Source organism: Microcoleus sp. CAWBG640, from assembly GCF_020883015.1.
Classification (GTDB): Bacteria; Cyanobacteriota; Cyanobacteriia; order Cyanobacteriales; family Microcoleaceae; genus Microcoleus; species Microcoleus anatoxicus.
On record NZ_JAHRFC010000004.1, the window covers coordinates 165,302 to 187,945 of the forward strand.

Sequence of the window (22,644 nt, forward strand, 5' to 3'; positions counted from 1 at the left end):
ATCTTTCTGTCGTGAAATCGGACAATCTCGTAGAATTTCTGTTCTCAATTTTGTACTTTAGATAAGGAAAATCATCATGAACCCAACAGTTGCCGCCGCTTCCGTAATTGCCGCCGCTTTGGCAGTAGGTTTAGCCGCAATCGGACCTGGTATCGGTCAAGGTAATGCCGCAGCCAGTGCTGTAGAAGGGATTGCCCGTCAGCCTGAAGCAGAAGGTAAAATTCGTGGCACCTTGCTGTTGAGTTTGGCGTTCATGGAAGCGCTGACAATTTACGGTTTGGTCGTAGCCCTAGTGCTATTGTTTGCCAACCCCTTCGCATAATAATTTGGGGTCCGATCGATTTTGGATTTTGGATGGTAATTAGATTCCAAAATCCAAAGTCGAAAATCTCAGATCGAATTAGGTGGGAGCCGTCAAAAAAACATGATGCACTGGACAGTATTACTAGCAGTTGAAGAAGCAGCAAAAGAAGGCGGACTTTTTGATATTGATGCTACTCTGCCTCTGATGGCGGTGCAGTTTTTGATTTTAGTCGCAGTCTTGAATGTAATTTTTTACAAGCCGCTCACCAAGTCTATTGAGGAACGGGCAGATTACATTCGTAACACTCAAGTTGCAGCGAAAGAACGCTTGGCTAAAGCTCAGCAACTAGCGCAGGAGTATGAGCAAAAACTGGGAGATACTCGTAGGGAATCTCAAAAGGTGATTGCTGTTGCTCAAGCAGAAGCTCAAAAAAGTGCTTCGGCGAAAGTAGCTGAGGCTCAAAAAGAAGCTCAAGTCGCGCGAGAAAAAGCAGGACAAGAGATTGAGCAGCAAAAGCAAGATGCAATGCGATCGCTAGAACAAGAAGTGGACTCCCTGAGCCGCCAAATTCTAGAGAAGCTATTAGGGCCGGAGCTGGTCAAATAGTGAAATTGAATAGTTTTAGATTTTGGACTCAATCTAAAATCTAAAATTGGTTCAGCCAACCTGCACGCGCAATTATGGAAGACTATCATGGGGACTGTTTTATTGCTAGCCACAGAAGCTAGCCGGGAAGGTGGTTTCGGTTTCAATTTTGATATTTTAGAAACCAATCTGATTAACCTGGTCATTATTATTGCAGTGCTGTTTTATTTCGGGCGCGGCTTTTTGGGAAACATCCTGAATGAGCGGCGCACGGGCATCCAAGAGGCGATTCTCGAAGCAGAAAAACGCCAAAAAGATGCCGCAGCAGCTCTAGCAGAGCAACAGCAAAAATTGACTCAAGCACAAGCAGAAGCGGAACGAATTCGTACTGCTTCTGAGGAAACTGCGAAGAAGGCTAAAGAAGCAATTCTAGCTCAAGCGGCGCAGGACGTTGAACGCATGAAAGCAACAGCAGGTCAAGAGTTGGAATCGGAGCGGGAAAGAGCGATCGCCCAACTGCGATCGGCTGTTGTATCTATGGCATTAGGAAAGGTGGAAAGCCAGCTAAAAACTAGCTTGGACGAAAACGCTCAACACCAATTAATCGATCGCAGCATTGCGTTACTGGGAGGCTAAAACGTGAGTAAAGTCAACACACAAGTTTTGCAGCCTTACGCATCCGCTTTGATGTCATTGGCTAAGTCTAACAATCTTTCAGAGGAGTTCGGCACTGAGATTCGTTCTTTGCTGGGTCTGTTAGAAAGTTCTGAGGATTTGCGTCAATTTTTAGGCAATCCTCTGATTAAACCAGATGCTAAAAAAGCTGTGATTAAGCAAATAGCAGGGGAAGATATGAACCCCTTGATGCGAAGCTTTTTGAGCCTGTTAATAGACAAAGGAAGGATTCTTTTTTTAGAAGGCATTGGCAAACAATACTTGACCCAACTCCGAGAACTCAACCAAACTGTATTGGCTGAAGTTACTTCGGCTGTACCGCTTTCAGATGCTCAACGGCAAACTGTTCGCGAGAAAGTGCAGGCGATGACGAGTGCGCGGCAAGTGGAAATTGAAACCAAAATTGACGCAGATTTAATCGGCGGTGTCGTGATTAAAGTAGGCTCTCAAGTGATTGATGCCAGCCTGCGAGGACAATTACGCCGTCTGGGAATTCGCTTGGCTTCTTGATAGAAGAAGACCCTTCGACTTCGCTCAGGGTACAAGGCCCTTCGACTTCGCTCAGGGTACAAGGCTTTCTGACCGGAAACATCGACTGACAACTGACAATTAACAACTGACAACTGACACATAACAACTGACATGGCAGCAATCAGACCAGACGAAATTAGTAACATTATTCGCCAGCAAATTGAGCAGTATGACCAAGATGTTAAAACATCTAACGTCGGTACTGTTTTGCAAGTAGGCGACGGCATTGCGCGGATTTATGGCTTGGATAAAGCGATGTCCGGTGAATTGCTAGAATTTGCCGACGGCACCGTTGGTATTGCACTGAACTTGGAAGAAGATAACGTCGGCGCAGTGCTGATGGGCCAAGGTTTGGGAATTGAAGAAGGTTCGGCAGTTATTGCTACTGGCAGAATTGCTGAAGTCCCCGTGGGAGAAGCCATGTTGGGACGGGTAGTTGATGCTTTGGCCCGTCCGATTGACGGCAAAGGAGAAATTAAAACTACTGAAACTCGCTTGATTGAATCTCCGGCACCGGGGATTGTTGCTCGCCGTTCTGTTTATGAACCGATGCAAACAGGGATTACCGCTATTGATGCGATGATTCCAGTTGGTAGAGGACAACGGGAACTGATTATTGGTGACAGACAAACTGGTAAGACTGCGATCGCGATCGACACGATTATCAACCAAAAATCTGAGAACGTAATTTGCGTTTATGTGGCGATCGGACAAAAAGCTTCTACAGTAGCTAACATTGTCAACGTGCTGCAAGAAAAAGGCGCAATGGACTACACAATCGTAGTCGCAGCCAACGCTAGTGACCCTGCCACACTGCAATATTTGGCTCCTTATACAGGCGCCAGCTTAGCCGAGTATTTCATGTACAAAGGCAAGCACACTTTGGTTATCTATGATGACCTTTCCAAGCAAGCACAAGCTTACCGCCAAATGTCCCTGTTGCTACGCCGTCCTCCAGGTCGCGAAGCATACCCAGGAGACGTGTTTTATCTGCACTCTCGCTTGCTAGAACGTGCTGCTAAATTGAGCGATGATTTGGGCGAAGGTAGCATGACTGCTTTGCCAATTATCGAAACTCAAGCTGGTGACGTTTCTGCTTACATTCCTACCAACGTAATTTCGATTACTGACGGTCAAATCTTCCTTTCTTCCGACTTGTTCAACGCTGGTTTGCGTCCAGCAGTAAACCCTGGTATTTCGGTATCACGGGTAGGTTCTGCGGCTCAAACTAAGGCGATGAAAAAAGTAGCCGGTAAGGTGAAATTGGAATTGGCACAGTTTGAAGAATTGGCAGCATTTTCTCAGTTTGCTTCTGACTTGGATAAAGCTACTCAAAACCAATTGGCCCGTGGTCAACGGTTGCGCGAACTGTTGAAACAGGCACAAAGTTCTCCTCTGCCGATGAACGAACAAGTTGCGATTATCTATGCTGGGATTAATGGCTACATGGATGAAATTCCAGTAGATCAGGTCAGCAAGTTTACTGTTGGTTTGCGTGATTATTTGCGGACTAGCAAGCCGAAGTACGGCGAAATTGTTCAAGGTGGTGCTAAGGCCTTGACTGATGAAGCTGAAAAGTTGTTGAAGGAAGGTATCACTGAATTCAAGCAAAGCTTCTTGGCTGCTGCGTAATTAGTCATTAGTCATCAGTCATTGGTCATTAGTTAAGTCGCAGATCCCCCCTAGCCCCCCTTAACAAGGGGGGGACAAGAGCGTGAAAGTTCCCCTTTTTAAGAGGGAGACTAGAAGCATTCAAAGTCCCCTTTAAGAAAGGAGAAACTAGAAGCACTCAAAGTCCCCCTTCTTAAGGGGGATTTAGGGGGATCGAGACTTCGAGACAAACGAGAGAGGCAGAAGGTTTCAGTCTCACAGTTGATACAAATCGGCTATGCCATGTCTCTACCGTAGCTAAATTTAAAAACTGATGGCTGGGAACTAAGAACTCAGAAATAAAAGCTAAGGAAAAAGGAGAAAATTATGGCAAATCTGAAAACTATTCGCGATCGCATTAAGTCGGTCAAGAACACTAAAAAGATTACAGAAGCAATGCGCTTGGTGGCTGCTGCAAAGGTGCGCCGCGCTCAAGAACAGGTAACTGCAACTCGGCCTTTTGCCGATCGCCTCGCAGAAGTATTGTACGGTTTGGCGGAACGGTTGCAGTTTGAAAACCTGGATTTGCCGCTGTTGAAGAAACGCGAAGTTAAGACTGTGGGACTTTTGGTCGTTTCGGGCGATCGGGGTTTGTGCGGTGGCTACAACGGAAACATCATCAAATACGCCGAAAATCGTGCCAAAGAACTGAAAGCCGAAGGCGTAGAGTACAAATTTGTGTTGGTAGGACGGAAAGCTACTCAGTATTTCCAGCGCCGGGAACAGCCCATTGATGCGACTTACACTAACTTGGAACAAATTCCAACAGCACCGGAAGCAGCGATGATTGCTGACGAATTGTTGTCGCTATTCTTATCAGGAACTGTGGACAGAATTGAGTTAATTTACACCAAGTTTGTGTCGTTAATTAGTTCTCGTCCAGTGATTCAAACCTTGCTACCTCTCGACCCACAAGGCTTGGAAACTCCTGATGATGAAATCTTCCGCTTGACATCGCAAGGTGGAGAGTTTAAAGTCTCGCGAGATAAGGTTGCAGCACCTACAAAGAGTTTGCCACGCGACATGATTTTCGAGCAAGATCCAGCGCAAATTTTGGATGCTCTTTTGCCCTTGTATTTGAACAACCAATTGCTGCGGGCTTTGCAAGAGTCTGCTGCGAGTGAGTTGGCTGCGCGGATGACGGCGATGAACAATGCTAGTGAGAATGCTAGCGATTTGATTGGTAGTTTGACGCTGACTTATAACAAGGCGCGGCAAGCGGCAATTACTCAGGAAATCCTGGAAGTTTGCGGCGGTGCTGAGGCTTTGAATGGTTAGGTTGGGGTTGACAATTTGTTGATTTTATGCTAGGCGTCTGGGGGAACTCAGGCGCTTTTTTTTTGAGATAATTCGGCGGTTGATTCGGCGGTTGAAACCGCTGCTACACACACGAAGTCCGCCTGCGCGGACTAAGAATAAGAAGGATATTTAAATTAGACTGTGTTCCCACGTTCTTCTAACCACCGCTGAAATGATTTCTGACTTTCTCCAGATGGTTTACCGAGAATGATATTTTTGACGCTAATATCTTCGTCAATATCAGGCCAGTGGATTCCCTGATTTTCACCAATAAATCGCCAATTATTGCGCTCGATCGGTGTACCATGCAATAGCCGAGGATACCAAGCTAAAGGAACAGAAATAGTACGACCATCGGATAGATCGACTGTCAGCGCATCATCTGTAAGAACTACCTGTTGCGCTTTCGGGATTTCTAACAATTCAACCATTAAAGAAGTCATTCCAACCTGCTAGCAACTGCTCTTGATTTTCTTCAACAATTTTTTGAAGGTTATTGATTTCTGTACGGCTGAAGCCCTTGTTATTTTGAAGGCGAACCGGACTAAGCCAAAACTTAGCTTCTTCTCGATCGCGCTCAACGTGAACGTGTGGTGGTTCATCCCGATCGCCCGCATAGCAAAAGAAACGGTATGGGCCGACGCGGAGTAACGTAGGCATTCAGGCTTATTGATGGCAAAATTACTTCTCTATTTTAACCGATGCACGAGCTTTCATCTCTGATATAGTCGAATTATTGAACCTGATTGTGCGATCGTCTTTAAAAAAATGGCTAAAAAAATCTGGATTGTCTACAAAACAGAAAGCATGAGTGCTCCCGGCTGGGAAGAACGTCAACTCATGCCGAGGGGCGGTCTAACTAATATACTTTGGGAGAATTGGACTTGGGAAAAAAATCCAGAAATTCCTCAAGTAGGGGACAAAACTCGCGATTACGAGAATCTATCTGAGCCTGGTAATGGAGTTACTCACGGGAAAGATGGAGACTGGGTAGTTACTCGCGTTCAGCAGTTTTCTGCTTTGGATACTGAGGAACGCATTGTGGTTTGTTACTGTTCTTACCAACCTGTCGCATCTGATTGGGAAGCCCTAACACAAAGCGAGTCTGTCAATGAAATGCTAGCAACTGTCGAGTAATAGTAAAATGCGATCGCCTATTCCTGCACAATTTCCACCAAATCTTCGATCATTACATCAAAGGTGCGGGCCAATTTGTGTATAGAAATGAAATCAATAGTTGACACTCCCGGACAGCGCGCGTAGTGTCTGACGGTGCTGTAAATTACTCCCGATCGCTCTGAAACCTCTTTTAGCGTCCAACCTTTCTCAGCGGCAAATTCCCTGACTTTTAGTCTGACTAAACCCATACTTGACAAATGATGGTGTACCATCATAAGATATTTTTATTCCAAAAGGCGATCGACTAATCTTGGACAATCTCATACAAATCTTCGACCATCACATCAAAAGTCCTCGCCAACTTGTCCAAGGCTGTCACATCAATTGTTGCTAATCCGGGCGATCGGGCATAGGTTCTGAGCGTACTGTAGACTACGCCCGATCGCTCCGAAACCTCTTTGATCGTCCAGCCTTTCTCAGCAGCAAATTCTTTAACTCGTAATCTAATTAAGCCCATAAGCTATTGAAACCTGACTAATATCAGTCACAAAATTATACTACAAAAGGCGATCGGCTACTCTTTGACGACCTCAACCAAATCTTCCACCATCACGTCAAAAGTACGTGCCAACTTGAGCAGACAAGTAAAATCAACCATTGCCATTCCTGGAGAACGTGAATAGGTGCTGAGGGTGCTGTAGTTGACTCCCGATCGGTCAGAAACCTCTTTGATCGTCCAGCCTTTCTCGCCAGCAAATTCTCTAACCCGCAATCTAATTAAACCCATTGACAGACCACTAGATATAGTATATTATAATTTTATCGTAAAAAGCGATCGCCCAGGTCTGGAAAACTTAAAGACGATCGCCTATCCAAATCAAAGTCTCCTAGGAATCAATCACACAGGAATCAATTCCACAGCAAATTAATCACATAAGACACTAGCAAATTAATCACATAGGACACTTAGCCACCATGTTAACAAAATTTTCGCGAAAATCAACCCCCAGAAACAAATTAAGCCGGTTTGTCACAAAAGAGGCGATCGCGCGGCTGCTGAAAATCAAGGTAGAACAAATATATCGCTTCGAGTGCTGGGCGCATATCCTGTACGTGCACGCCAAAGGCATGAGTCGGTTTGTGAGTTATGCCGACTTTCCGCCAGTGGTGGGAGTGGAATCGCCATCTGGTTTAGATTTTGGTTATTGGAAGCGGCGGATGGCGAGTCTGAAGGAGAGATATGCGCCGGATTTTTGGGTGGATTTCTATGGGGAGAAATTTCGGGAGGCTGTTTCTGTTTCTGAATTGTTGGAGTGGGGAGAGTTGGTGGGGGTGGTTAAATTGATGTTAAGTCGAATAGCCCTTGAGTCGCTGCGAAAGGTTTACGCCCAAGAGAAATCCCTGCTGGAACATTTCTAAGAAGAGCGATCGACTAAAAATAGAAGCCAACCGTCGTAAAATATTGATTGAAGAAAGTAAAGGAATAAGAACAATGACAACCGAACGCTGGACAGATGAAATGGTGGATGATTTGGCTTCCACTGTAGAGCAAACGACTAGGAATATCGAACAAACTAACCAGAATGTCGATATGCTTGTAGGTGCTGTCAATGCTATTTTAGCAAGAGACTCTCAACGGGATGAAGAAATGCGGCGGCGGGATGAAGAAATGCGGCGGCGGGATCAGGATTTTCAACAGTACAAAATAGAAAATGACCAACGATTTAATATTCTGCTCGAAGAAGTCAGATTTCTCATCAGAAAACTGGGAGAGAATCAATGATAGATTAGCAAAAAAAAATTAAAATCTATTTATTTGTTCAAAAGCGGCTAATATGTAGCGTACCTGCGTAAGTCCTGTTTATGCGCCTACAGATACAAGTTGCTTTTTTTAGCAGAGCAAGCTAGACTTTAAGGGATAAAATTTTTTCCATGCGCTTCCCCCCTATCCCCGTTAAGCCCATGAGCAACCTTTCAAACATCCCAGGCGGAGGCGATTTACCCGATCGCTATCGGAATGTAGGCGAACAAATCCAAGCATTCTTCGATTATGCCGAAAAGAATCCCGATCGCGCTGTTCCTTTTTTCGTCAACATCTGGGAAACTCAAGCATCACTAACCACGCGGGCTTTAGCGCTACAAGGCTTAGGCGTGGCTGCAAAACACTATCGCGTTAAAGAGGCTTTTGCAGACTGGGATGTGCTGAAAGATATCGCCAAGGAAGTCAAGGGGAAGGGGGAAGTTAGCAACGATTTGAGTCGGTGGGCGGCGGCTTCGGCGTTGGAGGCGATCGGATATTCTCAGCAGAGTTTACAACATTTAGAAGGCGGCGGTTTCACTGAACCTCTGGATCGCATTCGTAGGGAAATTCGCGATCGTAAGTTAATAGAAATCAACAGAATTCCGCGCCTAAACACCAGAGGAGAAACAACCGCAGAATATGAAAGGCATCTAGAATTTTGGATCTACGGGCCCGCTGATGAATTATTAAACGATCGCGATCGATCTCTGAATTATCAGGATTTAGTCGGGGATGTCATTTCCAAGTTACACGGGCGAGGGGTGTATTTGGGATTGATTTCACCCAATAGCATTGTACAAGGGGCGGCGCTGCGACAAGCGGAGTTAATTTTTAAAGAATCTGCTGAGATTGAGGATTTTATTTATGGACTTTTGGAAGAGTTTTTAGATAATTCCAACCATGAAACATCATTGAGAATTCATGCGGCGGAGATTATCAATACAGCAACGGATGTAAACAGAAGGCTGAAAACCTTAAGCAAGTTGTTGTTGGAAGATACAAATCCCAAATTGCATGAAGTGGCGCTGCGTCAATCTCAGTCAGTCTTTAAACTATCTACTGAGATTGAGGATTTTATCTATGGACTATTGGAAAAGTTTTTCGATAATTCCAACAATGAAATAGCAGTGAAAATTTATGCTGCGGAGATTATCAATACATCAACGGATGTAAACAGAAGGCTGAAAACATTAAGTAAGTTGTTGTTGGAAGAAAGAAATCCTAAATTCCATGAATTGGGGCTGCGTCAAGCTCAGCAAGCATTTCATCACTATGCTGAGGATTTTATCTATGGACTATTGGAAAAGTTTTTAGATAATTCCAACAATGAAACAGCATTGAGAATTAATGCAGCGGAGATTATCAATACCACAACTGATTTAAGCAGAAGGCTGAAAACCTTGAGTCAGTTGTTGTTGGAAAAGATAGAGTTGCGGAATGCGGCGGTGAGGCTGTTGACTCCATACAAGCATGATTTAACTAGAGTAGAGCCTGATGCTGATACGATATTGAAGGCTTTGGTTTTTAGCTACAGCTTGGATACTTTGCAGAAGTCTCAACTACAAGACTTAACGATTTCACAACTAGAAACTTATTTTTCATCAGCAAGTCAGGATCATAGGGAAATTTCAGAGATATTTACAAGTGCTATAGCAGCATCTGAATCATTAGCGCGACGATACGGTAGAACCAGTTCCGTATTGAAACAATTTCTGGAAAATAAGCAGGATGAATACCTGTCACCGATTGAAAGTTGGCTACAATTGTTAAGAGGGCAAATTACTCAAACTGAACCAGAAAATAAAAAGGTTCAATCTAATCAATTTTTGATTAACAAAACTATTGATTTTATGTGTGAGAGAGATAAGAATGAGTATTCTTATTATGGTGATTTACCTTATTATAATGAACAAGCGAAAACAACGATGAATACGGTGTTTCCTTTTCCTATTCCTAAAAAAGTATGTATTCTCGACCAAAAAATTGTACTTTCTAATATAGACTCCCATGCTTATAATCAGATCGGCCAAATTCAAAGAGATTTGAAATCAATAAAAGTTTATTTACTAGAGTTTCTGACAAAAAAACAAAAAAAAATAGAAAAAGTCGAGTCCCCGTCTTTAATTTTTGTGTTCGCCATGCCATTTATTTTATATGTGGGATTTCATTTTTTATCAATGATATTATTCATACCACAATTGATAGATGATACTATTGAAATATATCATAAAATTGTCCTAATATTAGGTGCATCATTGTATTGGCTAGTCTGGTTGAATGTAGTCGCTCATTATGAAGTAACTGGATTTGTCATAATATCAATAGTTTCAATAGTAGTAATGTTACTGTATACTATTAAAGAATATCAAAAAAGTCAAAAAGAATATCAAAAAGGTCAAAAACAGCTTCAAGATATACAATCTATTATATACAATTTAAATACTCAATGGAAAGAATAAGTAATCCATCGTATCTTCTGGGCTTAGAAATTACTCCTAAGCAAACTATTCAAAATAATACTCGCCCAACTGAACTCCGTAAAAACCTCCAACAAACCCAACAACAGCTAATAACCTCAATTAGCCACCTCGGAAATAACCTAACAATTTCCCTCCGCTACATCTACGATGCAAATCAATCCCCCAAACTCAAAACCTACCTCCTAATCAATCACCCCCACAACACCCAAACCGCAGAACATTCCGAACAAATCCTCAGCCTCCTCACCAAAGGCAAATTAAGCCAATTCTTCACCCTCACCCCTCAACCAAACCTTACCCCATTCCAAAACTTAGACTGGGTGCAAACAATTGGCGAAATTCTCAAACATGAAGAATTCATCCCACCCCAAAATTACTACCTACCTCACCTCTTCGAGGCAAATCAAACCAATGATATGTCAGCAGTCTGCGATGTCATCCACCGCTTAGACAGCAAACTCATTTTAGAAATCACCCTACAAACCTATGACAACCCCAATCAAAAATCCTTGTGGGTAAATGCCATCAACCAAATGCTAACTCAATTGGATAAAGTCAACGCCAACACCAGCGGAATCAAAGACAACATTCTCTCAGTCACATCAGCACTCTACCAAAAATACCAACAATCCTATCCCAACAGCGACCTATTCCAATATAGCATCAAAGCCCTAGCCGAAAATCGTGCCGATGCTTTTCCCGTCCTCGACGCTCTCATCCATGAAGCCATCAAAGAAACACCTCACGGAAAACGATGCCGAATCATCCAAGTTAGCAAAAATCAACCCGGTTTTTCCGAAAGCTTGGAAGCCACAAAAAACGTAAATATTTCCAGTGCGATTGAATGGGAAGGCTGGCATAAAAACAACAGTCAAATGTCAATTGCAAATACAATTCAGCCACAAAAAAAAGGATTAGGAAAATTCGGCGGCGATTCTGGTAGTTTTCCCGACAAACCATCATTCTACCATCAAAATCAACCACCAATGATTGGCGGTGTCAACTCAGCTCAAAATCAAAATCTACCGCAACTATATAATGCTGTTTCAGATGGTTCAGGTTTAGCGAAGTTGTCATCAACTCCGCCACCATCTCGGATGGTTGATTTAAAGCCATTGCACCGACTGGCGACAGCCCAAGAAATTAGCGGCTTTTTCCGCATAGCTATTCCACCAGTGAATAATACAACGTCATTTGAAGAAACAGTAAAAATGTTGCCAGAGATTTTACCCATTGAGGATGTTATCAAAAAATACGGTCATTTAATTAATGAAGATACATATCTAGTGGGAGTTGAGGAAAGTGGAGAGCCTTGTCTTTCTAATTTTGAAGATATTGCCCATCGGCTAGTAGCTGGCGTACCAAAATCTGGCAAAACTAACTTTATCAATTCCATGATATATCAGTTTTTATATGCCAGTCACAAAATCCAAGCAGAACGAGAAATTTACATCGCTGACTTTAAGGAAGGCTTAGATTATTATCGCATCACTAGACGTTATCCCAATGTTAAACTCGTTACAGAATTTGAAGATTTTGCCTCTCTCCTTAATAGCCTTGTGCAAAAATACAAGCAACGGCTTAATGAGATGATATCCCAAGATGTTGAAAGCTTAGCTCAATTGAGAGCTAAGTCTAATACCCAAGATCATAGAATTATATTGTTTGTTGATGAAGCTGCATCAATCGTCAACGCAGAAAGGTCTGTAAAGGCTAACATCTATCGAGATTTAGAGACCTTAGTTCTGAAGTCTCGTGTTGCCGATATTAATATTTTCTACTGCACTCAACAACCAGCCGATACGAACGTAACTCCAACTCAAATATTATATAATCTTGACGAGCGGGTTGTTTTTCGTGTCCAACCTAATATTAGCACTAGACTACTGGATGACGATCGCGCAGGTAGTTTACCCGTCAATCCCAAAGGAAGGGCAATTTATCGAGGGTTAGAGCTAGAAACTAAACTAATTGCCACTCCTCATGTCCCAAAAGATATCTGGACTAAAGATAGCTTGTTTAGTTAACGAATTTGTATTAAAATGACATAACAACAAATGTAGTGAGGTGAGTTATGGGCGATTTAGTAGGTCAAGTAGAAGACTTTCAAAAAACACTGAATCAAATCATGGAACTCATGGATGACGCTAAATCACAAGCAGGGCAGCTACCAGATGCCAGTTTAGCTGAAGCACGATCTAAAGTTCAGCAGATTTATGAAATTTGTGATGAAGCAATTAAAACGTTAAATGTAGCCACTGGACAAGCTGAGGATATTATGAAAACTGTAGGAGGCTAATGGGAATCAACCAAGAGTGCGATGTGCTTCAGTCAATGCTCAGTCAAGTTATTGATAGCTTGGCTGAGGTGCAAAGCCGTGCTAAATATTTACCTGATTGTGATATATATGAGCTAAAGCGAGAGATTTCTGACATTCTGGAAATCTGCTGTGAGGAAATGAGCCGCATGAAGGTAACTCAAAATCAGATAGAGTTAATTCAGGCGATGATAGGAGTACAATCTTTCTTGCCTTCTATCATTTCTCCAACAATTAGCTTGGCAAATACGACTGTTAATGATACTTCTATTCAAGATGCGATCGCCAAAAGCGAGATTTTTTTGACAACGGCTATTGCATCAGGTGTACCCACATGGCTAGCCCTCGAACTCGCTAACATTCCCGGTGATTCTTGGATGTTATATGAAAATCCCAACGCGACAGAAAGACTCACAGATTTAACTCAAAATCCCGCCAGTGACTATTATCAGCAAAAACCGGATAAAAAACTACAAGGAGATCAAGGAGAAGTAGCCTTGTTAAAAATGCTGTTGGACTCTGATAATATAGAAAATCTTCAGTCAAGTTTGCAAATTAAACCTAAATTGCACTTTCAAAATGGCAAATATTACCCTTGTGAACCAGATTTTTATCTAACATCTCACCGTGTAATTTGTGATGCAAAAGCTTATAAACCTAGTTCTATTAATGGCATTAAGACAGCAGCTAAGAAATATGTAAACTATCTTCAGGAAAATGGAGGAGGTGAAGTCAAATTTTATGTACCTAGAGATACTTATGCTAAATGTCAGCACAAACTCAATCGACTTCAATCTCAAGAAAACGGGGTCAATGTTACCATCCATCCTATGACCATTGATTATGAACATATACTTTGGAAAAAAGAATTAATTTATACTTATCTTAAGTCTTTGCTAAAGTTTAAGTAACTCCTTCTATGAGCAATAATTCTTCAGGCAATATTCCCGCTGGAATTGATGTCAATAATCTATCTCAAATCAACTCTCAGCAACGCACTCATATTCTCGATAGTGACGCAACTGGAGGTGGTCACGGCCCTGGTAGAGGAATTTCTGGTAAAAGTGAATTTCCCGCGCGCTGGAGCGACGAGCAGATAATGAATTATATTTCGGAGGTGATTCAAGACCCTAATTCTATCTGGTTCCAGCAAAATGGAAAAGCGGGTGCTAAATACACTAAGACAGGAAACCCTGTGAAATGGCAGATTGATGGAACTAGAGACGGTGTTAAAATAAGAGTAATTGTAGAACCAGATGGCAGAGGTGTCATCACAGCTTTTCCGACTAATATATCGCCCAACCCGTAGATAATAATTAAGGAGATAGACTCATGTTTGATTATAAAATTGTGGTAAAGAAACTTAATGAAGTCCTTGCCCAACTTAAGGAAGTTTTTTCGGACGCTCAAACAGAATTCCTTCAATCGTACATCAATGCAGGTGAGTGGAATTTGGCGTTAGAGACTTTGTGCGATCTTCTCATTGAAGACGAAATTTCCATAGATTTAAAGGCGTATGAACTCTTGCAAGAAGTGGGCAATATCTTGAACATGGAACGAGAAACTTGGGAGATGTTAAAAGTCCAGGTAACTACTTGAGAAGAGAATATGTGGAGTAGATAAATCATGACTCAATCTCCTACGATAATATCCGTCGATCGCATCCTAGAACAAGATGCCGAATCCATACTCATTTGGATCAAAAACATATTTTCAGGTCAAACCGCCCAACCACAAGACTTTAACTGGCTGCTATTAGCCGATGTTGCCTCTACTAAGGCTCGAAAAGGTGAAAATGGTTCCGGTTTGTGCGATCGCACATGGGCACAAGTAGCAACCACAATTTACGATCGCCTATCGGAAGCCGCAGAACAGAAAAAACCAGGTAGCGGCGAGTCTTTTACAATTTCTTCAATGATGCTGCGGGCTGGGGCGATTGCCAAACTTGGAGTAATTTCCGACGACCCTGTTCTCGATGTTAACTTAATTCTACAATGGTTTTGGCATAACATCAAAGAGTCGCGGGAAGATGTCGAAAAAAAGGTTGGTAATTGGAAAACGCTACCCATTGCAGAAATTCGTGAGTTAAGACAACTTAAAAATCGATTGAAAGTTATCGCAGCACTTGCTGAAACTGATAAATGTGTTTTAGATGAAGAACTCAACACTTGGCTTTCCCTGCGTGAGAAACTACCATAAAGTGCGATCGCACTTCTTGCATAATTCGGCTCATTTCAGCCCGTAAAGCTAACTTCAGCGATAAATTATCGAATATGTTACACTTATGTGTAGAGAAGAGAAAGGGAGTCAAACAAAATGACAACTATCCAATCAATGACAACTGCAATAACATCTCTTTACGAACGGGATTTTTATCTGTGGTTACAGACAAATATCAACTTATTAAAAGAGGGAAAGTTTGCCGAAATAGATTTAGAGAACTTACTAGAGGAACTGGAAAGCATGGGGAAAAGCGATAAAAATGCTTTAAAAAGTAATTTGAGGGTACTTTTAATGCACTTGCTTAAGTATAAATATCAGCCAGAAAAACGAACAAATAGTTGGCATTACACCATTATAGAACATCGGATACGCCTCGGAGATACCTTCAAAACCAGTCCGAGTTTATATCGTTTTTTTGAAGATATTTTTAATGAATCTTATCAAAATGCTAGGAAACTAGCCGCAGGTGAAACTGGCTTATCTATTGCGACATTTCCCCCAGAGTCTCCATTTACTGGAGAAGAAGTTCTTAATCCTGATTTTTTACCGCCTGAGTGCGATCAGTCTGAAAATCCTGAAAATATTGAATAATTGAATCATAATAGTATCAACGAATATGCAAAAGCGAGGAAATGGCTATGGTCACTGCTACTGCTGTACAGGATAATTTTACTTTAGAAGAGTTCACGGTCGCTCCACCCGATAACATGGAATTGGTAGACGGCCAACTTGTGGAGAAAAATGGCATGACAATCAAGACGGGGAAAATTCAGTTAAGCCTGGGGGAGGCTTGGAAAAATTACAAAGATTCTAGCGGACAAGGTGGAGAGGCTTATGTCGAGGTTCCTTGCCGCACTAACCGACAAATTCGCCGTCCCGATGTCGCTTATCTCACACCCGAATTAGTTGCACAGTTTGGCAATCTTGCCACTTTACCCCAAAGTTTTCCTTTAATTGCCGAAATAGTTTCACCCACCGATATTGCTGAAGATGTCTTTCTCAAAGCACAGGAATATTTAGCATCTAGCTGTCAGGAAGTCTGGTTGGTTTTTCCAGAAAGTCGTTTGATATTTGTGATGACTCAAAATCAAATATTCACATTTAGATCCGGCGATACAGCTAGCACTCAACAAATACTAATCGGTTTTAGCATCGAGGTCGATCGCTTGCTAGCTTAAACTAATACCAATTTACCAAATTTTTGCCAAAATGATGAGTGTTCAGTTTGTTTCCTCAACCCTGTTTGTAAGGTGCGTCGCTGGGAGATTATCGCTTTTTTTCATGATTGTAGATGGCGACGCACCCTACGGCTTAAAGTTAAAAATGAATGCTTAATCCTTAATATTCCACCATTCTAGAAACCACCATGTCAAACGACTTTTCCCTAGACGAGCTTTTAATCAATAGCTACGACGCCTTCAAAGAGGCAGAAAACCAAGTGGGACAGTGCAATGTTTTAGTCATCGGCAAAACCGGTGTCGGCAAAAGTACCCTGATCAATGCAGTTTTTCGCCAGCGCTTAGCAGAAACCGGAGTCGGCCGCCCCGTCACTCACGGTATTCGCCAATATACTAAACCAAATTGCCCGATCGCAGTTTACGACACTCCCGGACTCGAACTCAACGCCGAACAAATTAAAATTATTCAATTAAACGTTGCTAAACTGATTGAAGACCAAAGACTCCTCCACCCCAAAGAACACATACACGTCATCTGGTACTGCATTAATCACGGCGCAAATCGCATAGAATCCGTGGAGGAAGGCTGGCTAAGAGAAATGGAAATCATGGATGTACCAGTTATTTTAGTGCTGACTCAAACTACATCGAAAAAACCGAGCGAGTTTTTCAAGCAACTGGAACACATGAATTTGCCAGTGAGTCAAGTTATCCCAGTCATGGCGGAACCGGAAGAAATTGATGAGGATTATACAGTAAAATCTCACGGTTTAGATAAGTTAGTTGATGCAACTTTTCAACTGCTGCCGGAAGTAGCAAAAAAAGCCTTTGTTAAAGAACAAATTGCGAATATTGGACTAAAATCCGACATGGCATTTAAGTATCTAAGTGCCTATGTTGCCGGTTCTGCGATTATCGGTGCAACTCCTGTACCGTTTGCTGATGCACCAATTTTGATGACGATGCAAACGGCAATGATTGCGAATATTACTGTGATTTTTGGAATGCCCTTTGATAAGGGATTTATCTCGGCGATGCTATCTGCTATTAGCGGTGCTGGTGGGGTGACTGCTGTTGGTAGAAGTATTGTGACTAATTTGATAAAAATGATTCCCGGTGCGGGTACAATTGTCGGTGGCGCTATCTCCGGTGCGACGGCTGCTACTCTCACGCTTGCTCTCGGTTTGGCTTATATTGAAGTGCTCAAAACTTATATGAAAGCTCAAGTTAATGGGGAACAACTTTCTTTGCAGCAGTTAACAAAGATGTTTGTGGATTTGTATAAGGATTATGCGAGTTCGGGACGTAAAACTTTGAAGGATGATAATCGAAATCAACCGAAGCCTCCCAATCAAATTAATATTGAGTAAATTGGGCATTGGGCATGGGGTATTGGGCATGGGGCATAGGGCATGGGGCATGGGGCATAGGGCATAGGGCATCGGTAGCCGATAACAAATAACCAATAACCAATAACAAATAACAAATAACAAATAATTGCTATAATATGAGTGAATTCTGCAAAAGGGAGTAAATGGCTATGGTAATGGCAGCCGTTTTATCAGAAAATGTTTCTCTAGAAGACTTTATAGCCAGTCCCCCCGACGATATGGAATGGGTGGACGGGCAAATCGCGGAGAAAAATGGCATGACAGTAAAACACAGTCGAATCCAATCCAGACTAGATCGTTCTTGGGGAAATTACAAAGATTCTAGCGGACAAGGTGGCGAAGTCTATACGGAGGTTCCTTGTCGTACTAACCTGAGAGTACGACGGCCGGATGTGGCTTATCTTACACCTGAACTTGTTGCTCAATATGGTGATGTTCCTACTTTTCCTCAAAGCCCGCTGTTAGTTGCTGAAATAGTTTCTCCGACTGATATTGCCGAAGATGTTTTTCTGAAAGCACAAGAGTATTTGGATTCTGGTTGTCTGGAAGTTTGGATAGTTTTTCCAGAAAGTCTGTGGATAATGATAATGACTCAAACTCAAAAGTTAGCGTTTAATTCCGGTGACGTAATCAGCACTCAGTTAGTGCTGCTGGGTTTTAGTGTTGCTGTTGATGAGTTGTTGGGTTAAATGTAAAAATTAGTGATTGAACATAATATATTGCCTGTCATTGCAAAGAAACCGGGTTTTTACAGAATTTAATGGCTGTAATCAAGTATTTTGGGAAAAAACCCGGTTTCTCGACGCCCATGCGTAACTCCTATAAATTTTGCAAATTTGCACAAAATCTCGAATGGCGGTAAGATATTTATTGCTTTGTTTGCAGATATAACGTAAATTCCGATCGCCCTTAAAACCAATAATAAAAATATGTCCAAGACTTACACCGTAGAATTTCTCCACCAAGGCAGCACCTACACCGTAGAAGTACCCGAAGACAAACAAATTCTGCGCGCCGCCAACGCCGCCGGCATTGAGTTGCCAAGTTCTTGCAATTCCGGGGTTTGTACTACCTGTGCTGCTAAAATTATTGAAGGGCAAGTTGAGCAAACCGATTGCATGGGCGTTAGCCCGGATCTGCAAGCGGAAGGTTATGTGTTGTTGTGCGTTGCTTTTCCTCGATCGAACTTGAAGATAGAAACCGAAAAAGAAGATATTGTCTACCATCGCCAGTTCGGTAAACCCTAGAATTAAGTTAAAATGGATACAATTACCGATCGCGGTATCACCATTCAGGAATTACGGACAAGCCTATGACTACCCATTTCATTTCCGCAGAAGTCCACCTCCACGATACAGCCGAAGAACTCCACTCGGCGATCGAAATTGAACTGCAAAAGCACGGCGAACCACTGCGCTGGGCTGTCACAGACGTTGATGTCGATCGCCAAAAAGTCGTGGTAGAAGGCTATGTCCTCCTAGAATCCACCCTAGAACCATCCCAGGCAACAGCGTGAACCTGCGTCCTTTGACAGTGGTGTTGATAGTCCCCACAGGCGTTGGAGCGTCCATCGGGGGCTTTGCAGGGGATGCCCTACCTGTCGCTAGGGCGATCGCCCAAGTTTCAGATACCCTGATTACTCACCCCAACGTCCTCAACGGCGCTCAACTCTATTGGCCCATACCTAACGCTCTTTACGTCGAAGGCTATGGCCTTGACAAATTTGCACAAGGATGCTGGGGTCTACAACCAGTACATCAAAATCGCATTGGCTTAATCCTCGATCGCGGCATCGAACCAGACTTGCAGTTGCGCCACTTGCAAGCCGTTGATGCTGCTAGAGCTACATTAGGTTTGAACATAACAGATTATGTTTTAACCGATGTTCCCCTGAATGTAGAATTGCGAATGTCGGAATCAGGGGCATCTTGGGGGACGATCGCAAATCCCGACAGTCTATTACGCGCTGCTGAAAAATTAATTACTCAAGCAAAAGTCGAGGCGATCGCGGTTGTGGCCAGATTTCCCGACGACATAGGCAGTCTCGCCCTCGAAAACTACCGCCACGGCAAAGGAGTTGACCCTCTGGCTGGCGCAGAAGCAGTGATCAGTCACCTCATTGTCAGAACATTTAAAATCCCCTGTGCTCACGCTCCTGCCCTGTTGCCGCTACCCCTCGATCCGCATCTGTCACCGCGATCGGCTGCTGAAGAAATCGGGTATACTTTTCTACCCTGCGTGCTCGCCGGGCTCAGCAAAGCACCGCAGTTTGTCACCCAGAGCACTGAAGAGAGAGACACAGACAGAGAAAGAAAGCATACTCAATTACCAATTACCCATTACCAATTACCAATTACCAAAGATCGAGTCGATGCTGTGGTCATACCAGCGACAGCCTGCGGTGGTAGTGCTATCCTGAGTTTGAGTGGGCGATCGGCTGTACAAATCATTGCAGTGGCCGATAACAAAACCCAAATGCAAGTTCCTCCAGAAAAACTCGGAATCAAAGCTTTGCAGGTAAACTCATATTTAGAGGCGATCGGAGTATTGGTTGCTTTACGAGCAGGCATCACACCAGTTGCCTTGGGTGCAGACATTTCCCCCTTGCGGTGTTTGTCGGACTCAACTAAACAAATCTCAAATCTTAAATCTAAAATTGATTAAGTGGCAGAAAAAATTCCCGAAAATCCCGAATTTGAACCATTGACACGTACCCAAGTTTTAGTAGCAATGGGCGTGACAGCAATTATATTGCTGGCGGTAGCTAAATTGTGGTTGCTATTTGGATCGGTATCGCTTTTGCCAGTCAAATTAATCGGAATTGACTTACTCAAAGGATGTGCGATCGGATTAGTCATTTCCGGCGGTAGTGCGATCGTTTATCACCTCTGGCCCGGTTATCGGCGCAGTGCCAACGTTTACCTAGAAGTAGTCCTCAAACCCTTATTTTGGCCAGATTTAATTTGGTTGGGATTGTTACCCGGACTTAGCGAAGAATTGCTATTTCGAGGCGTGATGATGTCGGCATTAGGATTAAATGCTACCGGTTTAATTTTATCCAGTTTTTGCTTTGGCATTTTGCACCTAGGAGGCATCGATCAGTGGCCCTACGCAGTTTGGGCAACTGCTGTGGGATTGCTATTAGGCTACAGTTTTTTAAATACTGGAAACTTGTTAGTCCCAATTTTAGCTCATATTTGTACAAATCTGATTTCTAGCTGTGTTTGGAAGTGGGAAAACCAAACAGCCCATCGATTTTAAAATTGTGTAACAGGCCCTCCAGCCATTGGTGTCAACTTAAGGTCAAAGGTAGCCACAGACTGCTGTTTGACTATTAAATCTAGATCCCCCCTAGCCCCCCTTAAGAAGGGGGGGATAAGAGTCCGATCTTTCGTCCCCCTTCCCCCCTTGGGGGGGGCTAGGGGGGGGGTGGGGATTTAGGGGGATCTAGACTTGGCTATGAACGAGAGATACCAAGGCTTTCAGGCTTAAGTTGACACCAATGGCCCTCCAGCCTGTTCACAGCTTGGTTTTTACGAGGTATCTTATTTAACCGTTAACATAATAATTGCGCGTTCCCTTCGCATTCATCGCTTCTCCCAGTCGGTTTAACCCGTAGACGTAAGCAGCAGTTCTCATACAAACTGATAACTCCTGAGATATTTTCCAGATAGCCTCAGTTTCTTCCACCATTTTATGCTTCAAGCGCTGATTAACTTCCTCCAGACTCCAATAAAGTCCGCTACGATTTTGCACCCACTCAAAGTAACTAACCGTTACGCCTCCAGCATTGACTAAAATATCAGGAATTACCTGAAGCCCCCTGGCTTCTAAAATCAAATCAGCAGCGGAATCAATGGGACCATTAGCTACTTCAAAAATAAACTTAGCCTTAATGCTATCAACATTTGCTTCAGTGATTTGATTTTCCAAAGCCGCGGGAATCAACACATCTACATCTAAAGCTAAAATTTGCTGATTAGTCAAAATTTCGTGCTCGACAATATTGCAAACAGTGCCTTCACAATAAATAGCTTTGATACCTTTATTCGAGTCTTTAAAACTGCGGATGCTGGGAATATCCAAACCTTGTTTAGCATAAATCCCCCCTTGGGAATCGCTAACTGCCACAACTTTGTAACCTGCTTTCCACAGTAGTTCGGCTATTTCTGCACCGGCATTGCCAAAACCTTGTACTGCTACAGTGGTATTTTGAGGAACTAACTCATATTTTGCCAGAATATTTTCTAATACAAAAAAAGCCCCGGTTGCGGTAGCCGTATCTCGACCTAAACTACCACCAATTGTTACAGGTTTACCAGTGACAACCGCTGGACAAAGTTGCCGTTTGATGGTATTATATTGATCCATCATCCAACCCATAATCATGGGATTTGTGTAAACATCAGGTGCGGGAATATCGATATCTGGACCAATGAAATCGGCGATCGCATCCACATAGCCCCGGCTCAACCTTTCCAATTCCAGTTTAGACAATTCCTTGGGATTTACAGTAATGCCTCCCTTGGCGCCTCCAAAGGGCAAGTTCAAAACTGCACATTTAAAAGTCATCCAAAATGCTAAGGATTGCACTTCGTCCAGGGATACTTTGGGATGGTAGCGCACTCCTCCTTTGGACGGGCCTCTGGTATTGTCGTAGCGCACTCGATAACCTTGAAAAATTCGCAGAGAACCGTCATCCATCCGCACTGGAATTGATACAATCAAACTAGATTTGGGATATTTCAGCCGTTCGATCGTATCCTCGGAAAGGGATACATATTTTAAGGCTCGTTCTAATCGGCGGCTGGCATCAGTAAACAATGATTCAGACATAATTAAGAAGGAAGAAGGAATCGGAAATTCGGAAGCAGATTTGCTCAGCAATTTAACTTAATAATACTTATATACACTGACAACAGTCAACAACTTTGTCTCGATCGACTATCTGCCATCGGCAACCACAAATTAAGCATTTAGACTTACAATAGAGAGTAATAGTGAACTCAAGGCAAAACTTGAGCTCGATCGCTTAAATCAAAGCCAGCCATTAGGGTAAGGAAAATCTGACATCGATCGACTAATTAACTC

General features: G+C 42.9%; 30 protein-coding genes. 24 read left to right on the forward strand and 6 right to left on the reverse strand.

Features of this window, described 5'->3' with window-relative positions:
- The first annotated feature begins 76 nt into the window (after positions 1 to 76).
- The 6 genes from atpE (at position 77) to AAFP11_RS03860 (ending at position 5,023) form a co-directional block, all read left to right on the forward strand.
- On the forward strand, positions 77 to 322 hold the full coding sequence (atpE, locus tag AAFP11_RS03835) for an ATP synthase F0 subunit C (RefSeq protein WP_236506806.1): 246 nt from the start codon (positions 77 to 79) through the stop codon (positions 320 to 322).
- A gap of 102 nt (positions 323 to 424) precedes the next feature.
- On the forward strand, positions 425 to 910 hold the full coding sequence (locus AAFP11_RS03840) for a F0F1 ATP synthase subunit B' (RefSeq protein WP_236506807.1): 486 nt from the start codon (positions 425 to 427) through the stop codon (positions 908 to 910).
- A gap of 87 nt (positions 911 to 997) precedes the next feature.
- Complete coding sequence (locus tag AAFP11_RS03845; RefSeq protein WP_341735827.1) at positions 998 to 1,525, forward strand: F0F1 ATP synthase subunit B; 528 nt, start codon at positions 998 to 1,000, stop codon at positions 1,523 to 1,525.
- A gap of 3 nt (positions 1,526 to 1,528) precedes the next feature.
- Positions 1,529 to 2,074: an ATP synthase F1 subunit delta gene (gene atpH / locus AAFP11_RS03850; protein WP_341735828.1), complete on the forward strand. Its 546-nt coding sequence runs from the start codon at positions 1,529 to 1,531 to the stop codon at positions 2,072 to 2,074.
- A 132-nt stretch (positions 2,075 to 2,206) separates the two neighbouring features.
- Complete coding sequence (gene atpA / locus AAFP11_RS03855; RefSeq protein WP_341735829.1) at positions 2,207 to 3,727, forward strand: F0F1 ATP synthase subunit alpha; 1,521 nt, start codon at positions 2,207 to 2,209, stop codon at positions 3,725 to 3,727.
- Between the two features lie 345 nt (positions 3,728 to 4,072).
- Positions 4,073 to 5,023: a F0F1 ATP synthase subunit gamma gene (locus AAFP11_RS03860; protein ID WP_341735830.1), complete on the forward strand. Its 951-nt coding sequence runs from the start codon at positions 4,073 to 4,075 to the stop codon at positions 5,021 to 5,023.
- Positions 5,024 to 5,178: 155 nt separating this feature from the next.
- On the opposite strand, the gene AAFP11_RS03865 is transcribed toward AAFP11_RS03860, so the two are convergent.
- Both AAFP11_RS03865 and AAFP11_RS03870 read right to left on the reverse strand, forming a co-directional pair.
- The gene (locus tag AAFP11_RS03865; protein WP_341731400.1) at positions 5,179 to 5,487 is read right to left on the reverse strand and encodes a DUF2442 domain-containing protein; all 309 of its coding nucleotides are present in this window, start codon (positions 5,485 to 5,487) and stop codon (positions 5,179 to 5,181) included.
- Positions 5,468 to 5,704, reverse strand: a complete 237-nt coding sequence (locus AAFP11_RS03870) for a DUF4160 domain-containing protein (protein WP_341735831.1) — start codon at positions 5,702 to 5,704, stop codon at positions 5,468 to 5,470. Before AAFP11_RS03870 ends, AAFP11_RS03865 begins: the two co-directional genes overlap by 20 nt.
- A 108-nt stretch (positions 5,705 to 5,812) precedes the next feature.
- Between AAFP11_RS03870 and AAFP11_RS03875 the strand changes: the two genes are divergently transcribed.
- Positions 5,813 to 6,181, forward strand: a complete 369-nt coding sequence (locus AAFP11_RS03875; RefSeq protein WP_341735832.1) for a hypothetical protein — start codon at positions 5,813 to 5,815, stop codon at positions 6,179 to 6,181.
- 17 nt (positions 6,182 to 6,198) lie between these two features.
- Here the strand turns inward: AAFP11_RS03875 and AAFP11_RS03880 are convergent, their stop codons facing one another.
- Genes AAFP11_RS03880 through AAFP11_RS03890 form a run of 3 tightly spaced genes read right to left on the reverse strand, consistent with a single transcriptional unit; the run spans position 6,199 to position 6,950 of the window.
- A complete protein-coding gene (locus AAFP11_RS03880) occupies positions 6,199 to 6,411 on the reverse strand; it encodes a helix-turn-helix transcriptional regulator (RefSeq protein WP_106149042.1) in 213 nt (70 codons plus the stop codon).
- Between the two features lie 56 nt (positions 6,412 to 6,467).
- The gene (locus tag AAFP11_RS03885) at positions 6,468 to 6,680 is read right to left on the reverse strand and encodes a helix-turn-helix transcriptional regulator (protein WP_293154889.1); all 213 of its coding nucleotides are present in this window, start codon (positions 6,678 to 6,680) and stop codon (positions 6,468 to 6,470) included.
- 57 nt (positions 6,681 to 6,737) lie between these two features.
- Complete coding sequence (locus AAFP11_RS03890; protein ID WP_106149040.1) at positions 6,738 to 6,950, reverse strand: helix-turn-helix transcriptional regulator; 213 nt, start codon at positions 6,948 to 6,950, stop codon at positions 6,738 to 6,740.
- Between the two features lie 188 nt (positions 6,951 to 7,138).
- On the opposite strand from AAFP11_RS03890, the gene AAFP11_RS03895 reads away from it, so the two are divergent.
- From AAFP11_RS03895 to AAFP11_RS03975, 17 genes are all read left to right on the forward strand, one after another.
- A complete protein-coding gene (locus AAFP11_RS03895) occupies positions 7,139 to 7,582 on the forward strand; it encodes a hypothetical protein (RefSeq protein ID WP_341735833.1) in 444 nt (147 codons plus the stop codon).
- A 73-nt stretch (positions 7,583 to 7,655) separates the two neighbouring features.
- Positions 7,656 to 7,946, forward strand: coding sequence for a hypothetical protein (locus AAFP11_RS03900; RefSeq protein WP_341735834.1), 291 nt, complete (start codon positions 7,656 to 7,658; stop codon positions 7,944 to 7,946).
- Between the two features lie 179 nt (positions 7,947 to 8,125).
- The gene (locus tag AAFP11_RS03905; RefSeq protein WP_341735835.1) at positions 8,126 to 10,423 is read left to right on the forward strand and encodes a hypothetical protein; all 2,298 of its coding nucleotides are present in this window, start codon (positions 8,126 to 8,128) and stop codon (positions 10,421 to 10,423) included.
- On the forward strand, positions 10,411 to 12,471 hold the full coding sequence (locus AAFP11_RS03910) for an FtsK/SpoIIIE domain-containing protein (protein ID WP_341735836.1): 2,061 nt from the start codon (positions 10,411 to 10,413) through the stop codon (positions 12,469 to 12,471). Before AAFP11_RS03905 ends, AAFP11_RS03910 begins: the two co-directional genes overlap by 13 nt.
- A gap of 47 nt (positions 12,472 to 12,518) precedes the next feature.
- Positions 12,519 to 12,743, forward strand: coding sequence for a hypothetical protein (locus AAFP11_RS03915; RefSeq protein WP_332993960.1), 225 nt, complete (start codon positions 12,519 to 12,521; stop codon positions 12,741 to 12,743).
- On the forward strand, positions 12,743 to 13,672 hold the full coding sequence (locus AAFP11_RS03920) for a hypothetical protein (protein WP_341735837.1): 930 nt from the start codon (positions 12,743 to 12,745) through the stop codon (positions 13,670 to 13,672). The genes AAFP11_RS03915 and AAFP11_RS03920 overlap by 1 nt, the downstream gene beginning before the upstream one ends.
- An 8-nt stretch (positions 13,673 to 13,680) precedes the next feature.
- Entirely contained in the window at positions 13,681 to 14,070 is a 390-nt protein-coding gene (locus AAFP11_RS03925; RefSeq protein WP_341735838.1) for an EndoU domain-containing protein, read from the forward strand.
- A gap of 41 nt (positions 14,071 to 14,111) precedes the next feature.
- Positions 14,112 to 14,360, forward strand: a complete 249-nt coding sequence (locus AAFP11_RS03930; RefSeq protein ID WP_341735839.1) for a MafI family immunity protein — start codon at positions 14,112 to 14,114, stop codon at positions 14,358 to 14,360.
- Between the two features lie 27 nt (positions 14,361 to 14,387).
- Complete coding sequence (locus tag AAFP11_RS03935) at positions 14,388 to 14,960, forward strand: hypothetical protein (protein ID WP_341735840.1); 573 nt, start codon at positions 14,388 to 14,390, stop codon at positions 14,958 to 14,960.
- Between the two features lie 117 nt (positions 14,961 to 15,077).
- Positions 15,078 to 15,575, forward strand: coding sequence for a DUF29 domain-containing protein (locus AAFP11_RS03940; protein WP_341735841.1), 498 nt, complete (start codon positions 15,078 to 15,080; stop codon positions 15,573 to 15,575).
- Between the two features lie 47 nt (positions 15,576 to 15,622).
- Positions 15,623 to 16,162, forward strand: coding sequence for a Uma2 family endonuclease (locus AAFP11_RS03945; RefSeq protein ID WP_341735842.1), 540 nt, complete (start codon positions 15,623 to 15,625; stop codon positions 16,160 to 16,162).
- Between the two features lie 188 nt (positions 16,163 to 16,350).
- Entirely contained in the window at positions 16,351 to 17,532 is a 1,182-nt protein-coding gene (locus tag AAFP11_RS03950; RefSeq protein WP_341735843.1) for a GTPase, read from the forward strand.
- A gap of 164 nt (positions 17,533 to 17,696) precedes the next feature.
- Positions 17,697 to 18,242: a Uma2 family endonuclease gene (locus tag AAFP11_RS03955; protein WP_341735844.1), complete on the forward strand. Its 546-nt coding sequence runs from the start codon at positions 17,697 to 17,699 to the stop codon at positions 18,240 to 18,242.
- A 240-nt stretch (positions 18,243 to 18,482) separates the two neighbouring features.
- The gene (locus AAFP11_RS03960; RefSeq protein ID WP_341735845.1) at positions 18,483 to 18,800 is read left to right on the forward strand and encodes a 2Fe-2S iron-sulfur cluster-binding protein; all 318 of its coding nucleotides are present in this window, start codon (positions 18,483 to 18,485) and stop codon (positions 18,798 to 18,800) included.
- Positions 18,801 to 18,865: 65 nt separating this feature from the next.
- Complete coding sequence (locus tag AAFP11_RS03965; RefSeq protein WP_341735846.1) at positions 18,866 to 19,069, forward strand: hypothetical protein; 204 nt, start codon at positions 18,866 to 18,868, stop codon at positions 19,067 to 19,069.
- Entirely contained in the window at positions 19,066 to 20,217 is a 1,152-nt protein-coding gene (locus AAFP11_RS03970) for a DUF3326 domain-containing protein (protein WP_341735847.1), read from the forward strand. The genes AAFP11_RS03965 and AAFP11_RS03970 overlap by 4 nt, the downstream gene beginning before the upstream one ends.
- Positions 20,218 to 20,814, forward strand: coding sequence for a CPBP family intramembrane glutamic endopeptidase (locus AAFP11_RS03975; RefSeq protein ID WP_341735848.1), 597 nt, complete (start codon positions 20,218 to 20,220; stop codon positions 20,812 to 20,814).
- A gap of 288 nt (positions 20,815 to 21,102) precedes the next feature.
- On the opposite strand, the gene AAFP11_RS03980 is transcribed toward AAFP11_RS03975, so the two are convergent.
- On the reverse strand, positions 21,103 to 22,389 hold the full coding sequence (locus AAFP11_RS03980) for a Glu/Leu/Phe/Val dehydrogenase (protein ID WP_341735849.1): 1,287 nt from the start codon (positions 22,387 to 22,389) through the stop codon (positions 21,103 to 21,105).
- Positions 22,390 to 22,644 lie beyond the last annotated feature (255 nt).